An 18,346-nucleotide genomic window follows, 5' to 3' on the forward strand; every position below is an offset into this window, starting at 1 on the left:
TCGGAAGGAGACCGACATGGCGAGCGAAACGGGTATGGCGAGCGGAACGGGCATCGACGTCACCCTACGCGCCGAGACGGCGCTTCTGGAACTCGTCGCGGAGCGATCGTTCCGGACGATCGGGCTCTCGGCCGTCGCCGAACGGGCGGGCGTGGCGCTCGCCGACCTCCGGCGGGCCTACGACGGGCCACTCGACCTTCTCTCCGGCTTCGCCCGGCGGATCGACACGAGCGTGCTCGCCGGCGACGATCCGGGCATGAAGGGCGAGCCCACCAAGGACAGGCTCTTCGACGTGCTGATGCGCCGCTTCGACCTGCTCGCGCCGCATCGCGCCGGCCTGAAGGGGCTCGAACGCTCGGCACGGCGCGATCCGGTGCTGGCGCTGCATCTCACCCGTCTGGTGGTCGGCTCGCAGGCCTGGATGCTCGAGGCGGCGGGCGTGTCGGCGGCCGGACCGCGCGGCGCGCTCAGGGCTCTCGGGCTCGCCGCCGGGCTCGCCCGGGTGGTGCCGGTCTTCTTGGCCGAGGACGAATCGGGTCTGCCCAAGACCATGGCGGCGCTCGATGCGACGCTCGAGCGGCTCGGGGGTCTCGCCCGTCGGGCGCGCGGCTTCGAGGCGCGGCTCGGGCGCATCCTGTGCTGCCGCTCGTGCGACGTGCCGGAAGCTGCGAAGGCCGCAGAAGCGAGTGCTGCGACCGCCGATCCGTCGATCTGATCAACCGGGAATGCGGACGACGGCGCGCAGGCCGCCGAGCGGGCTCGTGTCGAGGGTGATGTCGCCGCCGTGGCTGCGGGCGATGTCGCGCGAGATGGCGAGGCCGAGGCCGGTGCCGCCCTCGTCCTGGTTGCGCGCCTCGTCGAGCCGGTAGAACGGGCGGAAGACGTTCTCGCGCTCGGCCTCGGGCACGCCGGGGCCGTCGTCGTCGACGGTGACGGTCAGCCAGCCGTCGGCGTGGACCCCCGTCATCTCGACGCGGTCGGCATGGCGCAGGGCGTTGCCGACGAGATTGCCGAGCAGGCGCTTGAAGGCATTGGGACGCAGCACGATCTCGGGATCGCCGCGGAACAGGATCGCGATCTCGAAGCCGGCGCGTTCGGCGTCCATGGCGATCGCCGCCATCATCTCCGCCATGTCGGTCGGCGCCGCCTCTTCCTCGCCCTCGCCGCGGGCGAAGGCGAGATAGGCCTCGAGCATCGCCTGCATCTCGTCGATGTCGATCTCGAGCGCTTCGCGGTCGGGGCCGTCGGGCAGCAGGGCGAGCTGGAGGCGGAAGCGGGTCAGCACCGTGCGCAGGTCGTGGCTGACGCCGGCGAGCATGGCGGTGCGCTGTTCGATCTGACGTTCGATGCGCGAGCGCATCAGCGCGAAGGCCTCGCCGGCGCGGCGGACCTCGCGGGCGCCGCTCGGCTTGAACTCGCCGACCGCGCGGCCCTTGCCGAAACTCTCGGCGGCGTCGGCGAGGCGTTGGATCGGCCGGATCTGGTTGCGCAGGAAGAGAATGGCGATGGCCAGCAGCACCAGCGACGCCGACACCATCCAGACGAGGAAGATGTGCGAGTTCGAGGCATAGGCCTGCGAACGGCGGGCGATGACGCGCAGCACCCCCGACTTCAGCACGATGCGGATCTCGACGAGATCGGAATTGCCGACCGTGTCGATCCAGAAGGGGCGGCCGACGCGGGTGGCGATCTCGTCGGAGAGCGCGTTGTCGAGCAGCGAGAAGAAGGGTCGCGGCATCGGCGGCGGCAGGGTCGAGCCGGGCAGGACCGAGACCTGGAAGCCGAGGTCGCGTTCGGCGATGCGGCCGATCTGGCGCCAGTCGGGGTCCTGCGGCCAGGTGTCGATCACCTCGATGACGGCGGCGACGTCGCGGGCGAGCGCTTCCGACAGGCGGCCGGTGACGAGGCGCCAGTGACGCTCCATGAAGACATAGGCGACGACCGACTGCAGGATCAGCACCGGCAGGATGACGATCAGCAGCGAGCGGGCATAGAGGCCCTTGGGCAGGTGATCGGCGATGCGACGGGCGAAGCGGCGCCAGGCGAGGCGGATGCGCACCAGCGGCGCGTCGCGCAGGAGACCGATGCGCGGACCGTCGTCGTCGAGGCTCATGGGGCGGCCTGATCGGTCTTGAGGCGATAGCCCTGGCCGCGGACGGTGACGAGATGGATCGGATTGGCCGGATCGGTCTCGATCTTGCGGCGCAGGCGATTGATCTGGACGTCGGCGGTGCGGTCGCCGAGCGCGCTCTCGCCCTGGACGATCTCGTGACGCGGGATGATCTCGCCGGAGCGGTCGGCGAACATGCGCATCAGCCGGAGTTCGCCGTCGGTCAGGCGGACGATCTCGTCGCCGCGGCGCAATTCGTCGCGGTCGCCGTCCCAGACGAAGGGGCCGAAGCGCAACTCGTGCGCCCGCGCCTTCGGCGCCGGGCCGCCGCGCTTGAGGATGTTGTTCAGCCGCAGCAGCAGTTCGCGCGGGTCGAAGGGCTTGGCGAGATAGTCGTCGGCGCCGAGCTCGAGACCGCGGATGCGGCTCTCGGTCTCCGAACGCGCGGTCAGCATCAGGATCGGCACGCTCGATCCGGAGCGCACCCGGCGGGTGAAGTCCATGCCGTTCTCGCCCGGCATCATGACGTCGACCACCAGCAGGTCGAAGTCCATGATCGCCATCTTCTTGCCGGCCTCCTCGGCCGACTGGGCGGCGGTGACGCGGAAGCCGTTCTCGGCGAGGAAGCGCGAGATCAGGGTGCGGATGCGGCTGTCGTCGTCGACGACCAGCAGATGGGGCGCCTCGTCGGCGGGGACCGGGGCTTCGATCGCGTCGATCGTGTTCATGGCGTCTCGTCCAGCGGCGGAGGGGCGGGCCGATTGGTGTAGCGGCTGACGCGCGGACGCTCGTCGGCGTCGATCATCAGGCGCAGGAACTCGCGGGCACGCGCCGCGCCGTCGGGGCCGAGCGCCTGGAAGGCGGCGGCGATCCGGCCGATCTGCGGCAGCGACAGCGACCGGGCGAGGGCGCGTCCCTTGTCGGTGGCGTAGAGCAGGCGCTGGCGGCGGTCGGTCGAGCCGGTGCGGCTCTCGATGTGGCCGGTCTCGACCAGCTCCTTCAGCACGCGGGCGAGCGACTGCTTGGTGATCTTCAGGATGTCGAGCAGTTCGGCGACCGAGAGGCCGGGATTGCGATCGACGAAGTGGAGCACTCGGTGGTGCGCCCGGCCGAAGCCGTAGCGGGAGAGAATCGCGTCCGGGTCGGCGACGAAGTCGCGATAGGCGAAGAAGAACAGCTCGAGCATCTCGAGGAAGGCCGACGACGGCGTGTCGCCGCGTGCGGGTGCGGCGCGCGGGGCGGCGCGGGGGGCGGCCGGACGGCGCGGGGCGGCATCGGGCCCGGCGGGTGTCGCGGCTTCGAGGGTATCGTCGACCATCTCGCGTCTTCGGGTTCGGCGCGGCGGGAGGGCCGCGCCAGCGACCCGAAGATAGCCCGAAGAGGGCACGCAAGGCAAAAGCCGCGCGCGCATTCGTGATGCCTCACCCTTGCATCGGCGCGCGTTTCGGGGGAAACCCCTTCGACGTCATTCGGCCGGATGCACGGCCCCAAGGGAGGAAAGTCATGGCGCTCACCTTCGACGACCGCGACGGCGTGATCTGGTTCGACGGCGAATTCGTCGACTGGCGCGATGCCAAGGTCCACGTGCTGACCCACGGTCTGCACTACGGTTCCTGCGTCTTCGAGGGCCAGCGCGCCTATGGCGGCGTGGTCTACAAGCAGCGCGAACACCACGAGCGCCTGCATGCGTCCGCCAACATCCTCGGCTTCGACATTCCCTATTCCGTCGAGACGCTCGACGCCGCCTGCGAGGAAGTGCTGCGCCGGATGAACTTCGTCGACGCCTACGTGCGGCCCGTCGCCTGGCGCGGTTCGGAGATGATGGGCGTCTCGGCCCAGCAGAACACGATCCACGTCGCCATCGCCGCCTGGGAGTGGCCGAGCTACTTCAAGCCGGAAGAGCGGATGAAGGGCATCCGCATCGATCTCGCCGAGTACCGTCGTCCCGACCCGCGCACCGCGCCGTCGAAGTCGAAGGCGGCCGGCCTCTACATGATCTGCACCATCTCCAAGCACGCGGCCGAGAAGAAGGGCTATGCCGACGCCCTGATGCTCGACTGGGAGGGCTTCGTCGCCGAGGCGACCGGCGCCAACGTGTTCTTCGTGAAGGACGGCAAGATCCACACGCCGCTCGCCGACCGCTTCCTCGACGGCATCACCCGCCGCACGGTGATCGGTCTCGCCAAGGCGCGCGGCATCGAGGTGATCGAGCGGCGCATCCTGCCGGAAGAGATGGAAGGCTTCACCGAGTGCTTCCTCACCGGCACGGCGGCGGAAGTGACCCCGGTCTCCGAGATCGCCCACCATCGCTTCACGCCGGGCGCGATCTCGCTCGGCCTGCTCGAGGCCTACATGGCGGAAGTGCAGCCGAAGTGATCAGGCCCGCCTCGGTGGGACGAGATGCGGGACGGCTCCGTTCGAAAGGACGGGGCCGTCTTTTTCTCCTCCCGGCGACCGCCAAGTTCGCGTCAGGAATGACAACCCGAATGGGAAAGGTCCCAGCCCGCACAGGGGCCCGGGCCGGCGATCTCGTTCCATGTCGTTACCCCGACATGGATCAGGAATGCTCCGTCGCCGTCGAGGGTCGAGGCCGTCGACATCCTGTTTGGTCCGTGACGTGTAAAAATCTGGTGGCCTCAACCAATACACTCGCAATTCTGCCCGTGGACCAACTCGCTCCCGCGAGCGGCAAAAACTGCTCTGCAATTGCTTCTGATCGGCAAGAATTACCGCCTTCGCGTGTGCGCCTTTCCTCTACTCCGTCTATGCGGCGATATTCGTGGCGGCGCGCTTGGCGAGCCATGACATATAGGTCTCGACCGAATAGGTGCCGGCATCGCCGTTGCGCGCTTGGATGACGGAGTCCGAGATGTCTCTCGACTGCACCATGCTGCTGGCCTGCTTGTAGACGGCAGCGGCCATTTCGCGGGTGAGGGATGCGACGTTTGGGAAAAAGATGTGGTTTTGTCCGGGTTTACCGACCGGATCGATACAGTTTGGATCGGCGCCGGCGACTGGTTCGGAGGGTGTCGGAGCGCTGGTCGCGGGTGCGCCAGTATCGGATGTCGCCGGCGACATCCCCGTTGCCGGAGGCGTCGTTTCCGCTGGGGTTGACGGCTGTGTCGGGGCGGGAGGGGTGCTGGAGCCAGACTTTTCGGCGATGTAACCGTTCAGAAACGTCAGGTATTCCTTGAGCGAGCTGACCGGCTTGTCTCCATAGTTGCCGTATATATTTCCGATTCCATCGAGACCATCCTTGATATCGACCTCGACGAAGCCCTTCATCTTGATGGCGGATTCGAGGCTGAGGTTTGTTATGTTTGGGAGGTACGTATTGTTATTCTCAAGTTTATTGCTCGCTTCAATCTCTTTCGCGGCCTTTTCGGACTCTGCCTGTTGAACTCTCATTCTCTCCTTATGAGTCTTTATCTCCGCCCAGATATCTGGACTCGGTTCTGCGATTGTAATACTGCTGTCGGGTAGTCTTTCCATAGAAGAGACACGCCTCAATTCGGGGTTTTCCCAAATCGTGCGAAGTTTATAAGTCGAGACAGATGTTGCTGCGATCGCGGACATGGTGCACCTCTACGAGTGGTTGCTCGCTAGTTCGCATCCCCTTGCAGCAACTCGGTTGACCCATTGGGTACGAGTGTGCATCTCTTTGCATGCATGTGGTCATTCACACTGAACGACCAAAGGCAATATTCGTGCCGGAGCCTTGACGCACCTCTTTCGGGGCGAAACCGACGACAGTCGGGTAAGACTGCGCGGCCGTCGCCGGGAGGGGCTCGGGAGGCGCGCCGCGCCTTTTGGGAGATCGCCCTCATGAGACTGACGACCTTCGCCGCCGCCCTGCTGTTCCTTCCCGCCGCGGCGCTCGCCGATCCGACCGGCAGCTACACGGTCGAGGGCAAGAGCCCGGGCGGTGCGGCCTATCGCGGCAGCGCCGTCATCACCAAGACCGGCGAGACCTACAAGGTCACCTGGACGATCGGCAACGAGAAGACCGTCGGCACCGCCGTCGGCGACGATCGCTTCTTCGCGGTCGGCTATCGCCAGGGCGCGGAGGGCGGCATCGCCGTCTATGCCCGCGACGGCAAGGAATGGAAGGGCATCTGGAGCCAGATCGGCGGAACGGAAGTCGGCATCGAGCGGCTGACGCCGAAGTGAGCGAGCGTCGGGCGCGCGGTCACTTCGCCCAGCGCGCGGCGGCGACGTCGTCGTGCTCGCGGGCGTCGACCCAGTCGCCCTTCGAGCCGTCGACGCCGACCTCCTTCTTCCAGAAGGGCGCGCGCGTCTTGAGGAAGTCCATCAGGAACTCGGCCGCCTCGAAGGCGGCGACGCGATGCGACGACGTCGTGATCACCACGACGATCGGCTCGCCGGGGTGGATGACGCCGTGGCGATGGATGGCGGTCACGCCCATCAGCGGCCAGCGCGCCATCGCCTCGTGGGCGGTGCGCTCGATCTCGGCCTCGGCCATGCCGGGATAGTGCTCGAGTTCGAGCGCCGAGAGCCGGCCCTCCTCGGCGCGGCACAGGCCGGTGAAGGCGACGACGGCGCCGATGTCGGTGCGGCCGGCGGTCAGCTTCTCGGTCTCGGCGGCGACGTCGAAGGGCTCGGGCTGGACGCGGACGGTGAGGATCGGTTCCATGAGCGGCCTCGGCTGCGAAGGGTGACGGCGCGAGCTCAGCCGCCGGTCATCGGCGGGAAGAGCGCGACCTCGACGGCGCCGGTGATCGGGGCTTCCGGCGTCACGTGGACCTTGTCGACGGCGACGCGGATGAACTCGGACTTCTCCAGAGCCCATTCGTATTCGGGGCCGAGCGTCTTCAGCCAGCCGAGCAGGTCGGCGGCGGTCTTGACCGTGGCGGGCGGCGAAAGCTCTTCTTCGGGCTTGCCGACGCGTTCGCGGACCCAGGCGAAATAGCGGATCTTCATCGGTGTCTCAGGGCTCGTTCATGAGATGGACGATGCCGGAACGGAAATAGTCCCAGCCGGTATAGAGCGTCAGCAGCGCCGAGATCCACAGCAGCAGGTGGCCGGTGACGAGCGTCCAGGGATAGACCGGCTCGCCGGCGGGGCCGACGATGAGGAAGCCGAGCGCCACCAGCTGCGCCGTGGTCTTCCACTTGGCGAGCCAGGTGACGGGCACGGAGACGCGCAGCTCGGCGAGGAATTCGCGCAGGCCGGAGACCAGGATCTCGCGGCACAGGATGATCGCGGCGGCGATCAGCGACCAGCCCGAGATGGTCCGGGCATCGACCAGAATCAGCAGGCAGGACGCGACGAGCAACTTGTCGGCGATCGGGTCGAGCATGCGCCCCAGCGCCGACTGTTGGTTCCACACGCGGGCGAGCCAACCGTCGAAGAAGTCGGTGATGGCGGCGGCGGCGAAGATGGCGAGCGCCACCCAGCGCGACGTCGGCGTCGGCGTTCCCGGCAGCGCGAAACAGGCGATGACCGCGGGCACCGCCAGAATCCGGCCGTAGGTGAGGATGTTGGGAAGACTCAGCGCGGACATGGGTTCCTCGTCTCGCCCGAAGACAGAGCATGCGGGGGGAGGGCGCGTCAACGGCGGAGGTATGCCGTTCAATATTGTCCATCGGACGGCAACCAGGTTTCGACCCATGCCGGCGCGTCGGCTTCGCGCCGGAGGTCGAGGTGCCCTTCGCGGTCACGATCGCCGAAGGCGACGAGGCGAATGACGGGCGCCTCGGGAGGGGAGCCGTTGTCGAAGATCATCACCCGGTGCGCGCGGCGGACGATCTCCGGGAGCATCGCCATGACCCGCCCCCACCGCGCGACGATACGGTCCTCCGGCACGTCGTGGCCGCCGCTCGCGACACGCAGGCGGACGCGTTCGACGTTCATCTCGGGCGTCGGCAGGGAGACGAAGAAGACGTGGATCTCGTATCCCGCGTCGGCGGCTCGCTCCATGAAGCCGAGTTTCGAGGGATGGGAGAAGACGGTCTCGAAGGCGAAGTCACGGCGTTCGGCGAGGCATTGCTCGCGGAGCTCGTCGGCGCGCCGCTGCGCATCCCGCGTTCGCTCTTCGGGCGAGCCCACCAGTTCGGCCGCGATGTCGTCGGGGTTGATGTAGGTCCCCAGATCGATGCCGCGACGCAGGATCTCCTTCGTCAGCGTGCTCTTTCCGGAGCCGTTCGGCCCACAAAAAATAGCCAGAACGGGCGCCATTCGTATCGGTCTCGGTCGACGCAACGGATTTCGTCAGCTCTTCTCGTAACGAAGAGCCTTGCGCGAATGAACGTCCGAGGAATGAGAAGTGGTCTCGTCGCTGCGAGACCGACGAAGAAATCTGGTGACGGCCCGCTTGGTCGGCACTTTCGAGATCGCGTGTGCCTCGGATGCGAGATGCCCGGCCGCCCGCAGATCGGCGACGGCCTTTTCGGCGGCGTCCTTTCCGATCTTTCGGAAATCATCGAAGGTCAGGTCGGCAACGGTCTTCATGACTACGAATCGTAGCACCCTTCGGCGGATTGGCAAGGAGCGCCTCACCCCTCGCCCTGATGGAACCAGCCGTGGATGGTCTCGGCCATGCCTTCGGAGATGCCGTCGACCTCCATCAGGTCGCCAAGACCGGCGCGACCGATCGCCTTCACCGTGCCGAAGTGGTCGAGCAGCGCGCGTTTCCGCGTCGGGCCGATGCCGGGGATCTCGTCGAGGGTCGACTGGCGGATCGCCTTGGATCGCTTCGCCCGATGCGTGCCGATGGCGAAGCGGTGGGCCTCGTCGCGCAGGCGCTGGACGAAATAGAGGACCGGGTCGCGCTCCGGCAGCATGATGTCGGGCCGGTCGAAGAAGAAGAACTTCTCGCGCCCGGCGTCGCGGTCGGGGCCCTTGGCGATGCCGACGAAGGCGATCTGGTCGAGGACACCGACTTCCTCCGCCACCTGACGCGCCATCTCGAGCTGGCCCTTGCCGCCGTCGACGAGGATCAGGTCGGGCCAGGGGCCGAAGCCCTGATCGTCGCGGGGGGCGGCGTCGCGGCTGCCGTTCTCCTTGACGAGACGGGTGAGGCGGCGGGTCAGCACCTCGCGCATCATGGCGTAGTCGTCGCCGGGCGTCGTCTCCTCCGACTTGATGTCGAACTTGCGATACTGCCCCTTCACGAAGCCCTCCGGCCCCGCGACGATCATGCCGCCGACCGCGTGGGTGCCCTGGACGTGGGAGTTGTCGTAGACCTCGATGCGCTTCGGTGTCTCGGGTAGAGCGAAGGCGCGGGCGACGCCGGCCAGCAGGCTCGCCTGGGACGAGGTCTCGGCGAGCTTGCGACCCAGCGCTTCGCGGGCGTTGAGGGCCGCGTGATCGATCAGGTCCTTCTTCTCGCCGCGCTTGGGCACCGCCACCTCGACGCGATACTGCGAGCGCTCCGAGAAGGCCTCTTCCAGCAGTTCGCGCTCCGGCGTGTCGTGCGACAGCAGGATCAGGCGCGGGATCGGCTTGTCGTCGTAGAACTGGGCGACGAAGCTCTCCAGCACCTCCTCGGGCTCGAGGCTGCGGTCGGCCTTCGGGTAGAAGGCGTGGTTGCCCCAGTTCTGGCCGGTGCGGAAGAAGAAGACCTGGATGCAGGTCTGCCCGCCTTCCTGATGGAGGGCGAAGACGTCGGCCTCCTCGACGCCCTGCGGGTTGATGCCCTGATGCGCCTGGACGTGCGACAGCGCCGCGAGGCGGTCGCGGTAGACGGCGGCGCGCTCGAAGTCGAGGTCCTCGGCGGCGGCGTGCATGGCGGTCGCCATCTCGGCCTGCACCGCCTTGGACTTGCCCGACAGGAAGCGGCCGGCCTCGTCGACGAGGTCGGCGTAGTCGGCAAGCGACACCTCGCCGGTGCAGGGGGCGGCGCAGCGCTTGATCTGGAAGAGCAGGCAGGGGCGCGTGCGGCCGTCGTAGGCGGCGTCGGTGCAGGTGCGGATGAGGAACGCCTTCTGCAGCGCGTTGATGGTGCGCGCCACCGCTCCGGCCGAGGCGAAGGGGCCGAAATAGGCGCCCTTGCGCTTGCGCGGACCGCGATGCTTGACGATCGCCGGGGCGTCATGGTCGGCGGTGACGAGGATGTAGGGGAACGACTTGTCGTCGCGCAGCAGCACGTTGTAGCGCGGACGCAGACGCTTGATCAGGTTGGCCTCGAGCAGCAGCGCCTCGGTCTCCGTCCGGGTCTGGACGAATTCCATCGACGCCGTCTCGCGCACCATCCGCAGGATGCGGGCGGTCAGGCCCTGACCGCGGGTGTAGTTCACCACCCGCTTCTTCAGGTTCCGCGCCTTGCCGACGTAGAGGACGGTGCCCTCGTCGTCGATCATGCGATAGACGCCGGGCGCGTTGGGCAGACGTTTCACCTGGTCGGCGATGACCTCGACGCCCGCGAGCGTGCGCGTCGCCTCGACGAGAAGGCTCTCGTCGGTCGCGGTCTCGGCGGTCGGCGGCACATCCTCCGGAGGCGGGGCGGCCGGTTGCGGATCTTGGTCGGACATCGTCGTCGTTTCGAGGGGCTCGAGCGGGGCGGCCGGCGAATCGCCGCCGTCCTTCGTCACCGTCTATATGGAGCGGATCGCGGCGGGATCGAAACGGGGGCCGCTCGATCTCCACCGCGAGGACGGCTCACTCGCCGACGCCGACCACGTCGGGGGTCTCCCAGGCGAGGTGCTGGCCGCCGTCGAGGCAGATCATCTGGCCGGTGATCGACGGCGTCTCGACGAGGAAACGCACGGTGCGGCCGAACTCCTCCGGCGCCGGGCCACGCTTCAGCGGCACGGCGGCGACCTGACGGGCGAAGTCCTCGGCCGTCTGGCGCGAGTTGGCGAAGGACGGGCCGGGGCCGATGGCGTTGACGCGGATGCGCGGAGCGAGCGCCTGGGCCATGGTCCGGGTCGCCGTCCACAGCGCCGACTTCGCCAGCGTGTAGGAGAAGAACTTCGGCGTCGGCCGCAGCACGCGCTGATCGACGACGTTGATGACGTGGCCCTCGCGGCCCTCCGGCAGGCGCTCGGCCCAGAGGTCGGCGAGCAGGCAGGGCGAGACCAGATCGACCCGGAGATGGCGCTCGAATCGCTCGGCGCCGAGGCTGCCCATCTCGTCGGGCTCGAATTCCGAGGCGTTGTTGATGAGGAGATCGACCGGCCCGAAGGCCGCCTCGGCCGCGTCGAGCAGGCCCGCGAGGGCGGAGAGATCGGAGAGATCCGCCTTCACCGCGATCGCCCGGGCGCCGCTCGCGACGAGTTCTGCGGCGAGCGCCTCGCCCTGCGGGAAGGAGAGATTGGCGTGCAGCACGACCTGCCAGCCGGCGGCCGCCAGATCGCGCGCGATGGCCGCGCCGATGCGGCGCGCGGCGCCGGTGACCAGCGCGGTGCGGGGAGCGGGGGGCGGTGTCACGGTCATTTGATCTCGGATCGGGAGGGATCGGACGGTCCCGCGATTTTAGCGCCGCTCGGAACGAGAAGCGACGGCCGAGGCGGAGGAGCGACGGAAAATGCCGTGGAGCCCGGTGTTGCACGCATACATCACTTGTTTACCAAGAACAAAAATGCATGGCGAAAACCGGGAATGGGGCGATCGCGGTCTCATTTCGGTTCCGAGTTCGCCACATTCGGGGGCCATCCCGGAGGACATTGGAATTCGTGATCGAGTTTCGACATCGACATGCCGGCGGGAACCCTCGGGCCCCGTCGGAGTTGGTTCCTCCGGGAACCCCCCAGTCGACGTACCGTGTGCAGACGAGGACTAGAAATGACCACTTCGTTCCTTCGTGCCGTCGCCCTCGCGGGTGTTGCGGTTATCGCGGCCTCCGGCGCGGCTTCGGCCGCCGACATGTACCGGAAGGCTCCCCCGGCGGCTCCGATCGCCGCTCCGGTGTCGGCCTACAACTGGACCGGCTTCTATGCGGGTGCGAACCTCGGTGGCGAGTGGCTGAACGACAAGATGTCGTCCGCCGCCGGCTCGGCCACCCGTACGCCGGGCTCGGTGTTCGGCGGCCTGCAGGCCGGCTACAACTACCAGATCAACCAGTTCGTCTTCGGCGCCGAAGCCGACGTCGGCTACGGCCGTCCGGCCGGCAACACGGCCTACGGCCGTGGTGAAGGCAACTGGTCGGGCACCGTGCGCGCCCGTGCCGGCTACGCGATCGACAACGTGCTGCTCTACGGCACCGGCGGTCTGGCCTGGAAGAACTTCAAGCTCAACGACACCGTCGTCGAGCGCAACACCACCCGCGCCGGCTGGACGCTGGGTGCCGGCGCCGAGTACGCCTTCACCCGCAACGTGTCGGTCAAGGGCGAGTATCTCTATGCCGACTACGGCAAGGCCAACGTCGGTGCCACCGAGCACAGCCTCTCGGACCACATCGTCCGCGTCGGCGTGAACTACAAGTTCTGATCTCGAATCTTCGAGTGACGTTCTTTGGAGCCCGGCTCTCCTTCGTGGAGAGCCGGGCTTCTTCTTTTTGTCATATGTATTGATCTGCGGCGACTGTGATTTACAAAAAATAAACTATGAATACTTACCTGTCATTAACCGCAGGGCGGCAACATGGTCAACATCTCCTTTGGAAATCCCAGAGGAATCGACGAGATCTACAACGCGAAGGTTCGATCATGTCCCGCGTCTCCATCGCACTCTCGTTCGCCGCCATCGTCGCGGCGATCACTCCCGCGGCCGCCGCCGACATGTACGGAAGCAACTCGCGCGCTCCGTCGTCGAACTACGGCTACTCGGACGGCGGCTCCTCGCCGGCGCAGCAGTGGGCCGGCGGCTATGCCGGTGCCCAGGTCGGCTACGGCTGGGGCGAACACGGCATCAACGGCGCCCAGGGCGGCGTCTTCGGCGGCGGCAACTTCGCCGTCGGCACCAACATCGTCCTCGGCGCCGAGGCGGAAGTGAACGTCTCCGGTCAGGAGCGGGCCTCGGTGATCGCCGGCGGTCTGGTGAAGCAGTCGTCGAGCTGGAACGGCGCGCTGCGTGCCCGTGCCGGCGTCGCCTACGACAAGGTCATGCCCTACGCCAGCGTCGGCGTCGCCATCGCCGACGACACGGTGAAGGCCTTCGGCGCCAACGACACCACCACCAAGGTCGGCTATCAGCTCGGCGCCGGTGTCGAGGGCAAGATCTCCGATCGCGTCTCGCTGCGCGGCGAACTGGTCCACACCGGCTTCGGCAAGACCGATCACGTCGCCAACTGGGCGACCGTCGGCTCCAACGTGTCGACCACGACGCTTCGCGCCGGCGCGGCCTACAAGTTCTGATCGACCCTTTCGCGCTTCCCATGGGAAGCGCGTCGTGGGGGGAAGCCCCGCCCGGCACGCTGCCCGGGCGGGGTTTTCGCATTTTCGCGCCGCGCCGCGTCCGTTCAGGGGACGAAGCGGGTCTTCTCGAAGGAGGGATGGCGGGCGGCGAAGACGTCGAGCCAGGCGACGAGCTTCGGATGAGCCTCGCGCCAGCGGCCCGAGAAGCGCAGGTCGAGATAGCCCAGCGCGCAGGCGAGCGCGATGGTGCCGACCGTCAGGGCGGCATCGGTCGAGGGCCCGTCGGCCTCGAGATGCTCGAGGGTGCGGTCGACCTTGCCCTGCTGGTACTCGATCCAGGCCGGTGAGCGCTCGTTCTCCTTGCGGAAGCGATTCTCGTAGACGATCAGCAGCGCCGCGTCGGCGAGACCGTCGGCTAGCGCCTGCAGGCGCAGCGCGGCGAAGCGGGTCGGGGCGTCGGCCGGCAGGATGCGACCGCCACCGGCCTCGACGTCGAGCCATTCCAGGATGACGCGGCTGTCGAACAGCGCCGAGCCGTCGTCGAACACCAGCGCCGGGATCTTGCCGAGCGGGTTCTGGGCCCTGAGGCTGTCGGACGGATCGGTGGTGTCGGCCATCTCGATGGTCAGGCGATCCATCAGGCCGAGTTCGTGGGCGGCGATCTTGACCTTGCGGCCGAAGGGCGACGGCGGGGAAGAGCGCAGAATCGGCATCGTGTCTCCGGTCTGTCGAATCAGGGTTGTGCGGTGGTCTGCCAGACGACGGGCCATTCGCCCGGGTCCTTGCCTTCGACGCAGGTCGAGGCGACGCGGGTCTCGAGCATCTCGAAGGTCCACTTCTTCCAGCGCCACTGCCCGCGCGTGCCGCAACCGCCGCCGGCGCGATAGGTCGAGGTCAGCCGCTGGGTCTTGTCGTCGTAGGCGACATTGTAGAGCAGGTCGCTGCCGCGCCAACCGAGCGCCGGGTCGAAGGTGGCGAAATACTGCGCCGTCAGGCCGCCGATCTCGCCGTTCTCCAGCACCCAGACGCGGAACGAGACGTTGCCGGTCGAGGCCGTGCAGGGGATGGCATAGACCGTCGCGGTCGACGACAGCACGCCGATCACCGGCTTGAAGGCGCGCAGGAGCGGCGAGTTCGGCGCCTCGCAGTCCGACGCCGCCATGTGCTTCTGGGCGAGGCGCGGGGGGATGCCGAGCTTCGACACGAGTTCGGCGCGGCTCTGTTCGGGGGCGATCATCAGCCCCTTGGGCGCGGCGCCGACCGCCTTGTCGGGGGCGCGGCCGAGGCGCTCGCCGGTCCAGGCGACGACCTGGGCGAGGCCGGTCAGGTCGAAGTCGGCGTCGTGCGGGGCGCCGATCACGTCGATGTATTCGAAGCGGACGGTCTTGGCGGTGGCCCGCGCCGCGAGGATCGCCTCGACGAGCTTGGTGTCGGTGATCCAGAAGGTCTCGGCCTTCTCGTAGGCGCGGTAGCCGGTCTTCGGCTCGATGTCGGCGATCGCCTTGCCGTCGATGCGCAGCGTCATCGGCCGTTCGCGGTCGGCCTGACCGGCGCCGGGGGTGGCGAGACCGAGGGCGACGCCGTCGCCGATCTCGAAGCGGCCGAAGAGCAGCGCCTGTTCGCCCGAGGCGGAGGCGAGGCTCGCCCGGCAGACCGGCGCCTCGCAGGCGACCTGCCAGCCCTTGATCTCGGTCTTGGCCGGTTCGGCGGCGGCGGGAAGGGACGCGAAGGCTGCCGCCGCGATCGCGAGGGCGATCGGGCGGGCGCGGCGAAGAGTGGTCATCGAACGCATCCTCAGCGCACGGCGGGCATGTAGACCCGGTCGAGCCGGCAGGCGCGGCGATCGACTTCGGGACAGGCGGTGAAGGCGGAGAGGTCCTTCTTCAGGCAGATGCGGACCTCCTGCAGCCGGCGCTGGTCGCAGAGCACCGAGATCTCCGGCGCATCGAGCCCCTTGTTGGCGTCGATGAAGGCCTTCTCGACCGAGCGGACGTCGATCATGCGGGCCTCGCGCGGCGCCTGGAACTCCTCCGGCACCCGGATCTTCTCGAAGAGCTTGCGGATGATCCTGAGATAGCTCTCGGCGGAGAGACCGGAGCAGGTGCCGTGCTTCTGCCATTCGTGGCGGACGAGGCCGGGGCTCGGCATCACGTCGAGGACGCCGTCGATCTGGGCGCGGGTCGGCACGGGCTCGCGGGTCGGGCAGTCGGCGGGGAAGCCGCGGTCGTACTGCGGCCACAGGCCGTGGACGACGAAGGCGAAGGGCCGCGAGCACTGGATGCCGCCGCGGCCGGCGCCCTGGGCCTCGCAATAACTCGGCGACCACGACAGCGACAGGACCCAGAAGTCGAAGTCGCCGGCGCGGCCGCGTCCCTCGGCGGAGGCCGGCAGGGCGGCGAAGATCGCGGCGAGGCCGACGAGGGCGAAGGCGACGACGCGCGCGAGGAAGGCATGCGGCATGCGGTCGATCTCCCGTCGGGTCGAGGCGTGGCTCACCACCAGCGGCGCACGGTGCGGCAGGTGCCGTCGTGGACGCGCCAGCGGTCGCGGCCGAGGACGCAGACTTCGATCCGGTCGTGAATGTCGAAGAGGCCCGGCGAGGCGAAGCCGGCCGAGTCGTCGATGCGCCAATAGGCGGTCGAGCGCGTGCCGTCGGAGAGCTTCACCGGGGCGTAGCACCAGCGCCGCGGGATCGGCGAGGGATCGTTCACCCCGGCGCCCTGGCTGCGGATCGTGCCGAACTCGGCGATCTCGAGGTTGTCCTTCTCGACCCGCGCCGCGCCATGGGCGAAGGAGGAGCGGACCGTGTAGAGCACGGTGGCGGCATCGCATTCGGCGACCGGCACGGACGACGGCGCCTCGGCGGCGGCACGACCGGGGGCGAGGGCGGCGGCGGCCAGGAGGCCGGCGGCGACGAGCGGGCGGAGAGAAGCGGACAGGAACATCGTCGGTCCTTCGAAGGGAACGGCGCGCGGCACGGGACTCGGACCATGCGCGCGTCCGGATCGATCGCGACGATGGGGGAGGGCACGGCGAGGGTCAAGCGCGAAAGGCGGCATCGCCCCCGTCGGCCGGTCTCACTCCGGCACCAGCCAGTCGACGCGGGCCGAGGCGCCGGGGCCGATCGCCAGGCGTTCGGCGAGCGGCGGCAGCATCGCGGCGAGTTCGTCGGCGAGCTTCCACGGCGGATTGAGGATGGTCAGGCCGCAGGCGGTCAGCGGCCCGTCGGCGGCGGGCGCGGCGACGGCGAAGTCTGCGGTGAGCAGGCGGCGCAGGCCGGTCGCCTTCAGGTTCTCTCGCCAGCGGGCGAGGTCGCGCAGGTCCTTGATCGGATGCCAGATCAGATAGGTGCCGCCGGCGAAGCGGCGCGTCGCCTCGACCAGACCGCGGGTGATGCGGTCGAACTCGCCGGGTTTCTCGAAGGGCGGGTCGATCACGACGAGACCGCGGCGCTCCTTGAAGGGCAGGAAGGACTTCAGCGCCAGCCAGCCGTCGAGCTCGACCACCTTCAGCCGCGCATCGCCGGCGAAGAGATCGGCCAGCGTGCGGGCGTCGGCCGGGTGGAGCTCGGTGACGACGGCGCGGTCGTCGCGGCGCAGGCCGGCGCGGATCACCAGCGGCGAACCGGGATAGACGGCGAGGCGCTCGGCCGTGAGATGGGCCGGCGAGGTCAGGCCGTTGACGCGGGCGACCGCCTCGAGCCACGGCGCGATCAGCTCGGCGACCGGCGCGGCGAAGGGGGCGGCGAGCACGCGGCCGATGCCGTCGCGCCATTCGCCGGTGCGGCTCGCCTCGTCGCCGGAAAGGTCGTAGAGGCCGATGCCGGCATGGGTGTCGAGGACGCGGTAAGGCGTCTCCTTCGCCGCCAGATGGACGAGGATGCGGGCGATCGCGGCGTGTTTGACGACGTCGGCGAAGTTGCCGGCGTGGAAGGCGTGACGGTAGTTCATCGGCGGGCGTCGGTCGGTCGGTGTCGGATCGGGCGGGTGCGGTCGGGCGAGCAGGGAGCGGGGAAACGGGTCGGGCGAACAAGCGGGTCGGGACGAAAAACCCTCCCGGCGCGGGAGCGCGGGAGGGTCGATCTCAGGCTCCGCGGCGCCGACCGGGTCGGCGTCGCGTCGCAGGCCGTCACGTGGCTCTCTCGAGAGAGCCCGGACGGATCATTCCTCGTCGTCGAAGGCTTCCGGAGCGTCGAGGCCTTCCTCGGCCGGAGCCTCGCCGCCCTCGATGGGCTGCAGGTTCACGGCCTTGGGGCCCTTGCCGCGCTTGTCCGGCTCGGTCTCGAACGAGATCTTCTGACCCTTGTCGAGGGTACCGAGACCCGAACGCTCGACCGCCGAGACGTGAACGAACACGTCGGCGCCGCCCTCGTCCGGGGTGATGAAGCCGTAGCCCTTCTCGGCGTTGAAGAACTTCACGGTGCCGTTCTGACGCGGGCCGCGCTCGACCTGCGGACGCGGGGTGCGCGGACGGAAACCGCCCTCGTCGCCACCACCGAAGCCACGGTCGCCGCCGCCTTCACCGCCACCGAACGGACGACGCGGACGGAAACCACCGCCTTCGCCGCCGCCGAAGCCACCACGGTCGCCGCCGCCGAAGCCGCCGCGATCACGTCCACCGCCACCGAAACCACGATCGCCGCCGCCGAAGCCGCCGCGGTCGCCACCGCCGAAACCACCGCGGTCGCCGCCGCCGAAGCTGCCGCGATCGCCGCCGCCGAAGCCACGGTCACGATCGCCGCCGCCGAAGCCACGGTCACGTCCGCCGCCGAAACCCTCGTCGCCGAAACCACCACGATCACGTCCGAAACCGCCGCGGTCGCCGCCACGCCCGCCGCCGAAACCACGATCCCTCATTCCAAGTCCTTTCCCGCGGGGCTCGAGCCCCCTATGTACGACACGTTCCCCCGGAACCGGTCGGTCGCGAGGGAAGACGAGGCAGGTACGTTACACGTCGGGACATGATTTGCGCTGTTTTTCTC

At 68.5% G+C, this 18,346-nt stretch carries 22 protein-coding genes; 5 read left to right on the forward strand and 17 right to left on the reverse strand.

What is annotated here, in order from left to right; genetic code table 11:
- Positions 1 to 16: 16 nt before the first annotated feature.
- Positions 17 to 715 carry a TetR/AcrR family transcriptional regulator gene (locus ACT541_RS13835; protein WP_476137671.1) on the forward strand — a complete coding sequence of 233 codons (699 nt, stop codon included), beginning with the start codon at positions 17 to 19 and terminating at the stop codon, positions 713 to 715.
- Here ACT541_RS13835 and ACT541_RS13840 read toward each other — a convergent pair whose 3' ends face one another.
- Genes ACT541_RS13840 through ACT541_RS13850 form a run of 3 tightly spaced genes read right to left on the reverse strand, consistent with a single transcriptional unit; the run spans position 716 to position 3,428 of the window.
- Positions 716 to 2,053 (reverse strand): ATP-binding protein, encoded by a 1,338-nt coding sequence (locus ACT541_RS13840; RefSeq protein ID WP_476137989.1) that lies wholly within the window; start codon positions 2,051 to 2,053, stop codon positions 716 to 718.
- A gap of 56 nt (positions 2,054 to 2,109) precedes the next feature.
- The gene (locus ACT541_RS13845; RefSeq protein WP_476137672.1) at positions 2,110 to 2,838 is read right to left on the reverse strand and encodes a response regulator; all 729 of its coding nucleotides are present in this window, start codon (positions 2,836 to 2,838) and stop codon (positions 2,110 to 2,112) included.
- Entirely contained in the window at positions 2,835 to 3,428 is a 594-nt protein-coding gene (locus ACT541_RS13850; RefSeq protein WP_476137673.1) for a MarR family winged helix-turn-helix transcriptional regulator, read from the reverse strand. Before ACT541_RS13850 ends, ACT541_RS13845 begins: the two co-directional genes overlap by 4 nt.
- A gap of 185 nt (positions 3,429 to 3,613) precedes the next feature.
- On the opposite strand from ACT541_RS13850, the gene ACT541_RS13855 reads away from it, so the two are divergent.
- Positions 3,614 to 4,486, forward strand: coding sequence for a branched-chain amino acid aminotransferase (locus tag ACT541_RS13855; RefSeq protein WP_476137674.1), 873 nt, complete (start codon positions 3,614 to 3,616; stop codon positions 4,484 to 4,486).
- A gap of 387 nt (positions 4,487 to 4,873) precedes the next feature.
- On the opposite strand, the gene ACT541_RS13860 is transcribed toward ACT541_RS13855, so the two are convergent.
- Positions 4,874 to 5,686 (reverse strand): hypothetical protein, encoded by an 813-nt coding sequence (locus ACT541_RS13860; RefSeq protein WP_476137675.1) that lies wholly within the window; start codon positions 5,684 to 5,686, stop codon positions 4,874 to 4,876.
- A gap of 249 nt (positions 5,687 to 5,935) precedes the next feature.
- Here ACT541_RS13860 and ACT541_RS13865 point away from each other — a divergent pair, with 249 nt between their 5' ends.
- Entirely contained in the window at positions 5,936 to 6,280 is a 345-nt protein-coding gene (locus ACT541_RS13865) for a hypothetical protein (protein WP_476137676.1), read from the forward strand.
- Positions 6,281 to 6,299: 19 nt separating this feature from the next.
- Here ACT541_RS13865 and ACT541_RS13870 read toward each other — a convergent pair whose 3' ends face one another.
- The 7 genes from ACT541_RS13870 to ACT541_RS13900 form a co-directional block, all read right to left on the reverse strand.
- Positions 6,300 to 6,764 (reverse strand): molybdenum cofactor biosynthesis protein MoaE, encoded by a 465-nt coding sequence (locus tag ACT541_RS13870; RefSeq protein ID WP_476137677.1) that lies wholly within the window; start codon positions 6,762 to 6,764, stop codon positions 6,300 to 6,302.
- Positions 6,765 to 6,799: 35 nt separating this feature from the next.
- A complete protein-coding gene (gene moaD / locus ACT541_RS13875) occupies positions 6,800 to 7,051 on the reverse strand; it encodes a molybdopterin converting factor subunit 1 (protein WP_476137678.1) in 252 nt (83 codons plus the stop codon).
- 7 nt (positions 7,052 to 7,058) lie between these two features.
- Positions 7,059 to 7,634 (reverse strand): CDP-diacylglycerol--glycerol-3-phosphate 3-phosphatidyltransferase, encoded by a 576-nt coding sequence (gene pgsA, locus ACT541_RS13880; protein ID WP_476137679.1) that lies wholly within the window; start codon positions 7,632 to 7,634, stop codon positions 7,059 to 7,061.
- Positions 7,635 to 7,702: 68 nt separating this feature from the next.
- Entirely contained in the window at positions 7,703 to 8,308 is a 606-nt protein-coding gene (locus ACT541_RS13885) for an ATPase (RefSeq protein ID WP_476137680.1), read from the reverse strand.
- 33 nt (positions 8,309 to 8,341) lie between these two features.
- Complete coding sequence (locus tag ACT541_RS13890) at positions 8,342 to 8,581, reverse strand: hypothetical protein (protein ID WP_476137681.1); 240 nt, start codon at positions 8,579 to 8,581, stop codon at positions 8,342 to 8,344.
- Between the two features lie 44 nt (positions 8,582 to 8,625).
- On the reverse strand, positions 8,626 to 10,602 hold the full coding sequence (gene uvrC, locus ACT541_RS13895; protein WP_476137682.1) for an excinuclease ABC subunit UvrC: 1,977 nt from the start codon (positions 10,600 to 10,602) through the stop codon (positions 8,626 to 8,628).
- Positions 10,603 to 10,729: 127 nt separating this feature from the next.
- Complete coding sequence (locus tag ACT541_RS13900; RefSeq protein ID WP_476137683.1) at positions 10,730 to 11,506, reverse strand: SDR family oxidoreductase; 777 nt, start codon at positions 11,504 to 11,506, stop codon at positions 10,730 to 10,732.
- A 348-nt stretch (positions 11,507 to 11,854) separates the two neighbouring features.
- Here ACT541_RS13900 and ACT541_RS13905 point away from each other — a divergent pair, with 348 nt between their 5' ends.
- Together ACT541_RS13905 and ACT541_RS13910 are read left to right on the forward strand one after the other, a co-directional pair.
- A complete protein-coding gene (locus ACT541_RS13905) occupies positions 11,855 to 12,499 on the forward strand; it encodes an outer membrane protein (RefSeq protein ID WP_476137684.1) in 645 nt (214 codons plus the stop codon).
- Positions 12,500 to 12,717: 218 nt separating this feature from the next.
- Positions 12,718 to 13,365 carry an outer membrane protein gene (locus ACT541_RS13910; RefSeq protein ID WP_476137685.1) on the forward strand — a complete coding sequence of 216 codons (648 nt, stop codon included), beginning with the start codon at positions 12,718 to 12,720 and terminating at the stop codon, positions 13,363 to 13,365.
- A 104-nt stretch (positions 13,366 to 13,469) separates the two neighbouring features.
- On the opposite strand, the gene ACT541_RS13915 is transcribed toward ACT541_RS13910, so the two are convergent.
- The 6 genes from ACT541_RS13915 to ACT541_RS13940 all read right to left on the reverse strand — a co-directional run bounded on the left by ACT541_RS13915 (position 13,470) and on the right by ACT541_RS13940 (position 18,221).
- Positions 13,470 to 14,078: a glutathione S-transferase family protein gene (locus tag ACT541_RS13915; protein WP_476137686.1), complete on the reverse strand. Its 609-nt coding sequence runs from the start codon at positions 14,076 to 14,078 to the stop codon at positions 13,470 to 13,472.
- 20 nt (positions 14,079 to 14,098) lie between these two features.
- The gene (locus ACT541_RS13920; RefSeq protein ID WP_476137687.1) at positions 14,099 to 15,148 is read right to left on the reverse strand and encodes a DUF1176 domain-containing protein; all 1,050 of its coding nucleotides are present in this window, start codon (positions 15,146 to 15,148) and stop codon (positions 14,099 to 14,101) included.
- 11 nt (positions 15,149 to 15,159) lie between these two features.
- Positions 15,160 to 15,825 (reverse strand): ribonuclease T2 family protein, encoded by a 666-nt coding sequence (locus tag ACT541_RS13925; RefSeq protein ID WP_476137688.1) that lies wholly within the window; start codon positions 15,823 to 15,825, stop codon positions 15,160 to 15,162.
- Positions 15,826 to 15,857: 32 nt separating this feature from the next.
- Positions 15,858 to 16,310: a hypothetical protein gene (locus ACT541_RS13930; protein WP_476137689.1), complete on the reverse strand. Its 453-nt coding sequence runs from the start codon at positions 16,308 to 16,310 to the stop codon at positions 15,858 to 15,860.
- 132 nt (positions 16,311 to 16,442) lie between these two features.
- Entirely contained in the window at positions 16,443 to 17,315 is an 873-nt protein-coding gene (locus ACT541_RS13935) for a 23S rRNA (adenine(2030)-N(6))-methyltransferase RlmJ (protein WP_476137690.1), read from the reverse strand.
- Positions 17,316 to 17,525: 210 nt separating this feature from the next.
- A complete protein-coding gene (locus ACT541_RS13940; protein ID WP_476137691.1) occupies positions 17,526 to 18,221 on the reverse strand; it encodes a cold-shock protein in 696 nt (231 codons plus the stop codon).
- Positions 18,222 to 18,346 lie beyond the last annotated feature (125 nt).

This window comes from Pinisolibacter sp. DMC100 (genome assembly GCF_056313705.1).

What these genes read in the sequence shown, in the direction of transcription:
- ACT541_RS13835 (WP_476137671.1), top strand. Translation starts at nt 17, where the DNA reads ATGGCGAGCGAAACGGGTATGGCGAGCGGAACGGGCATCGACGTCACC.
- ACT541_RS13845 (WP_476137672.1), bottom strand. Translation starts at nt 2,838, where the DNA reads ATGAACACGATCGACGCGATCGAAGCCCCGGTCCCCGCCGACGAGGCG.
- ACT541_RS13850 (WP_476137673.1), bottom strand. Translation starts at nt 3,428, where the DNA reads ATGGTCGACGATACCCTCGAAGCCGCGACACCCGCCGGGCCCGATGCC.
- ACT541_RS13855 (WP_476137674.1), top strand. Translation starts at nt 3,614, where the DNA reads ATGGCGCTCACCTTCGACGACCGCGACGGCGTGATCTGGTTCGACGGC.
- ACT541_RS13860 (WP_476137675.1), bottom strand. Translation starts at nt 5,686, where the DNA reads ATGTCCGCGATCGCAGCAACATCTGTCTCGACTTATAAACTTCGCACG.
- ACT541_RS13865 (WP_476137676.1), top strand. Translation starts at nt 5,936, where the DNA reads ATGAGACTGACGACCTTCGCCGCCGCCCTGCTGTTCCTTCCCGCCGCG.
- ACT541_RS13870 (WP_476137677.1), bottom strand. Translation starts at nt 6,764, where the DNA reads ATGGAACCGATCCTCACCGTCCGCGTCCAGCCCGAGCCCTTCGACGTC.
- moaD (WP_476137678.1), bottom strand. Translation starts at nt 7,051, where the DNA reads ATGAAGATCCGCTATTTCGCCTGGGTCCGCGAACGCGTCGGCAAGCCC.
- pgsA (WP_476137679.1), bottom strand. Translation starts at nt 7,634, where the DNA reads ATGTCCGCGCTGAGTCTTCCCAACATCCTCACCTACGGCCGGATTCTG.
- ACT541_RS13885 (WP_476137680.1), bottom strand. Translation starts at nt 8,308, where the DNA reads ATGGCGCCCGTTCTGGCTATTTTTTGTGGGCCGAACGGCTCCGGAAAG.
- ACT541_RS13890 (WP_476137681.1), bottom strand. Translation starts at nt 8,581, where the DNA reads ATGAAGACCGTTGCCGACCTGACCTTCGATGATTTCCGAAAGATCGGA.
- uvrC (WP_476137682.1), bottom strand. Translation starts at nt 10,602, where the DNA reads ATGTCCGACCAAGATCCGCAACCGGCCGCCCCGCCTCCGGAGGATGTG.
- ACT541_RS13900 (WP_476137683.1), bottom strand. Translation starts at nt 11,506, where the DNA reads ATGACCGTGACACCGCCCCCCGCTCCCCGCACCGCGCTGGTCACCGGC.
- ACT541_RS13905 (WP_476137684.1), top strand. Translation starts at nt 11,855, where the DNA reads ATGACCACTTCGTTCCTTCGTGCCGTCGCCCTCGCGGGTGTTGCGGTT.
- ACT541_RS13910 (WP_476137685.1), top strand. Translation starts at nt 12,718, where the DNA reads ATGTCCCGCGTCTCCATCGCACTCTCGTTCGCCGCCATCGTCGCGGCG.
- ACT541_RS13915 (WP_476137686.1), bottom strand. Translation starts at nt 14,078, where the DNA reads ATGCCGATTCTGCGCTCTTCCCCGCCGTCGCCCTTCGGCCGCAAGGTC.
- ACT541_RS13920 (WP_476137687.1), bottom strand. Translation starts at nt 15,148, where the DNA reads ATGACCACTCTTCGCCGCGCCCGCCCGATCGCCCTCGCGATCGCGGCG.
- ACT541_RS13925 (WP_476137688.1), bottom strand. Translation starts at nt 15,825, where the DNA reads ATGCCGCATGCCTTCCTCGCGCGCGTCGTCGCCTTCGCCCTCGTCGGC.
- ACT541_RS13930 (WP_476137689.1), bottom strand. Translation starts at nt 16,310, where the DNA reads ATGTTCCTGTCCGCTTCTCTCCGCCCGCTCGTCGCCGCCGGCCTCCTG.
- ACT541_RS13935 (WP_476137690.1), bottom strand. Translation starts at nt 17,315, where the DNA reads ATGAACTACCGTCACGCCTTCCACGCCGGCAACTTCGCCGACGTCGTC.
- ACT541_RS13940 (WP_476137691.1), bottom strand. Translation starts at nt 18,221, where the DNA reads ATGAGGGATCGTGGTTTCGGCGGCGGGCGTGGCGGCGACCGCGGCGGT.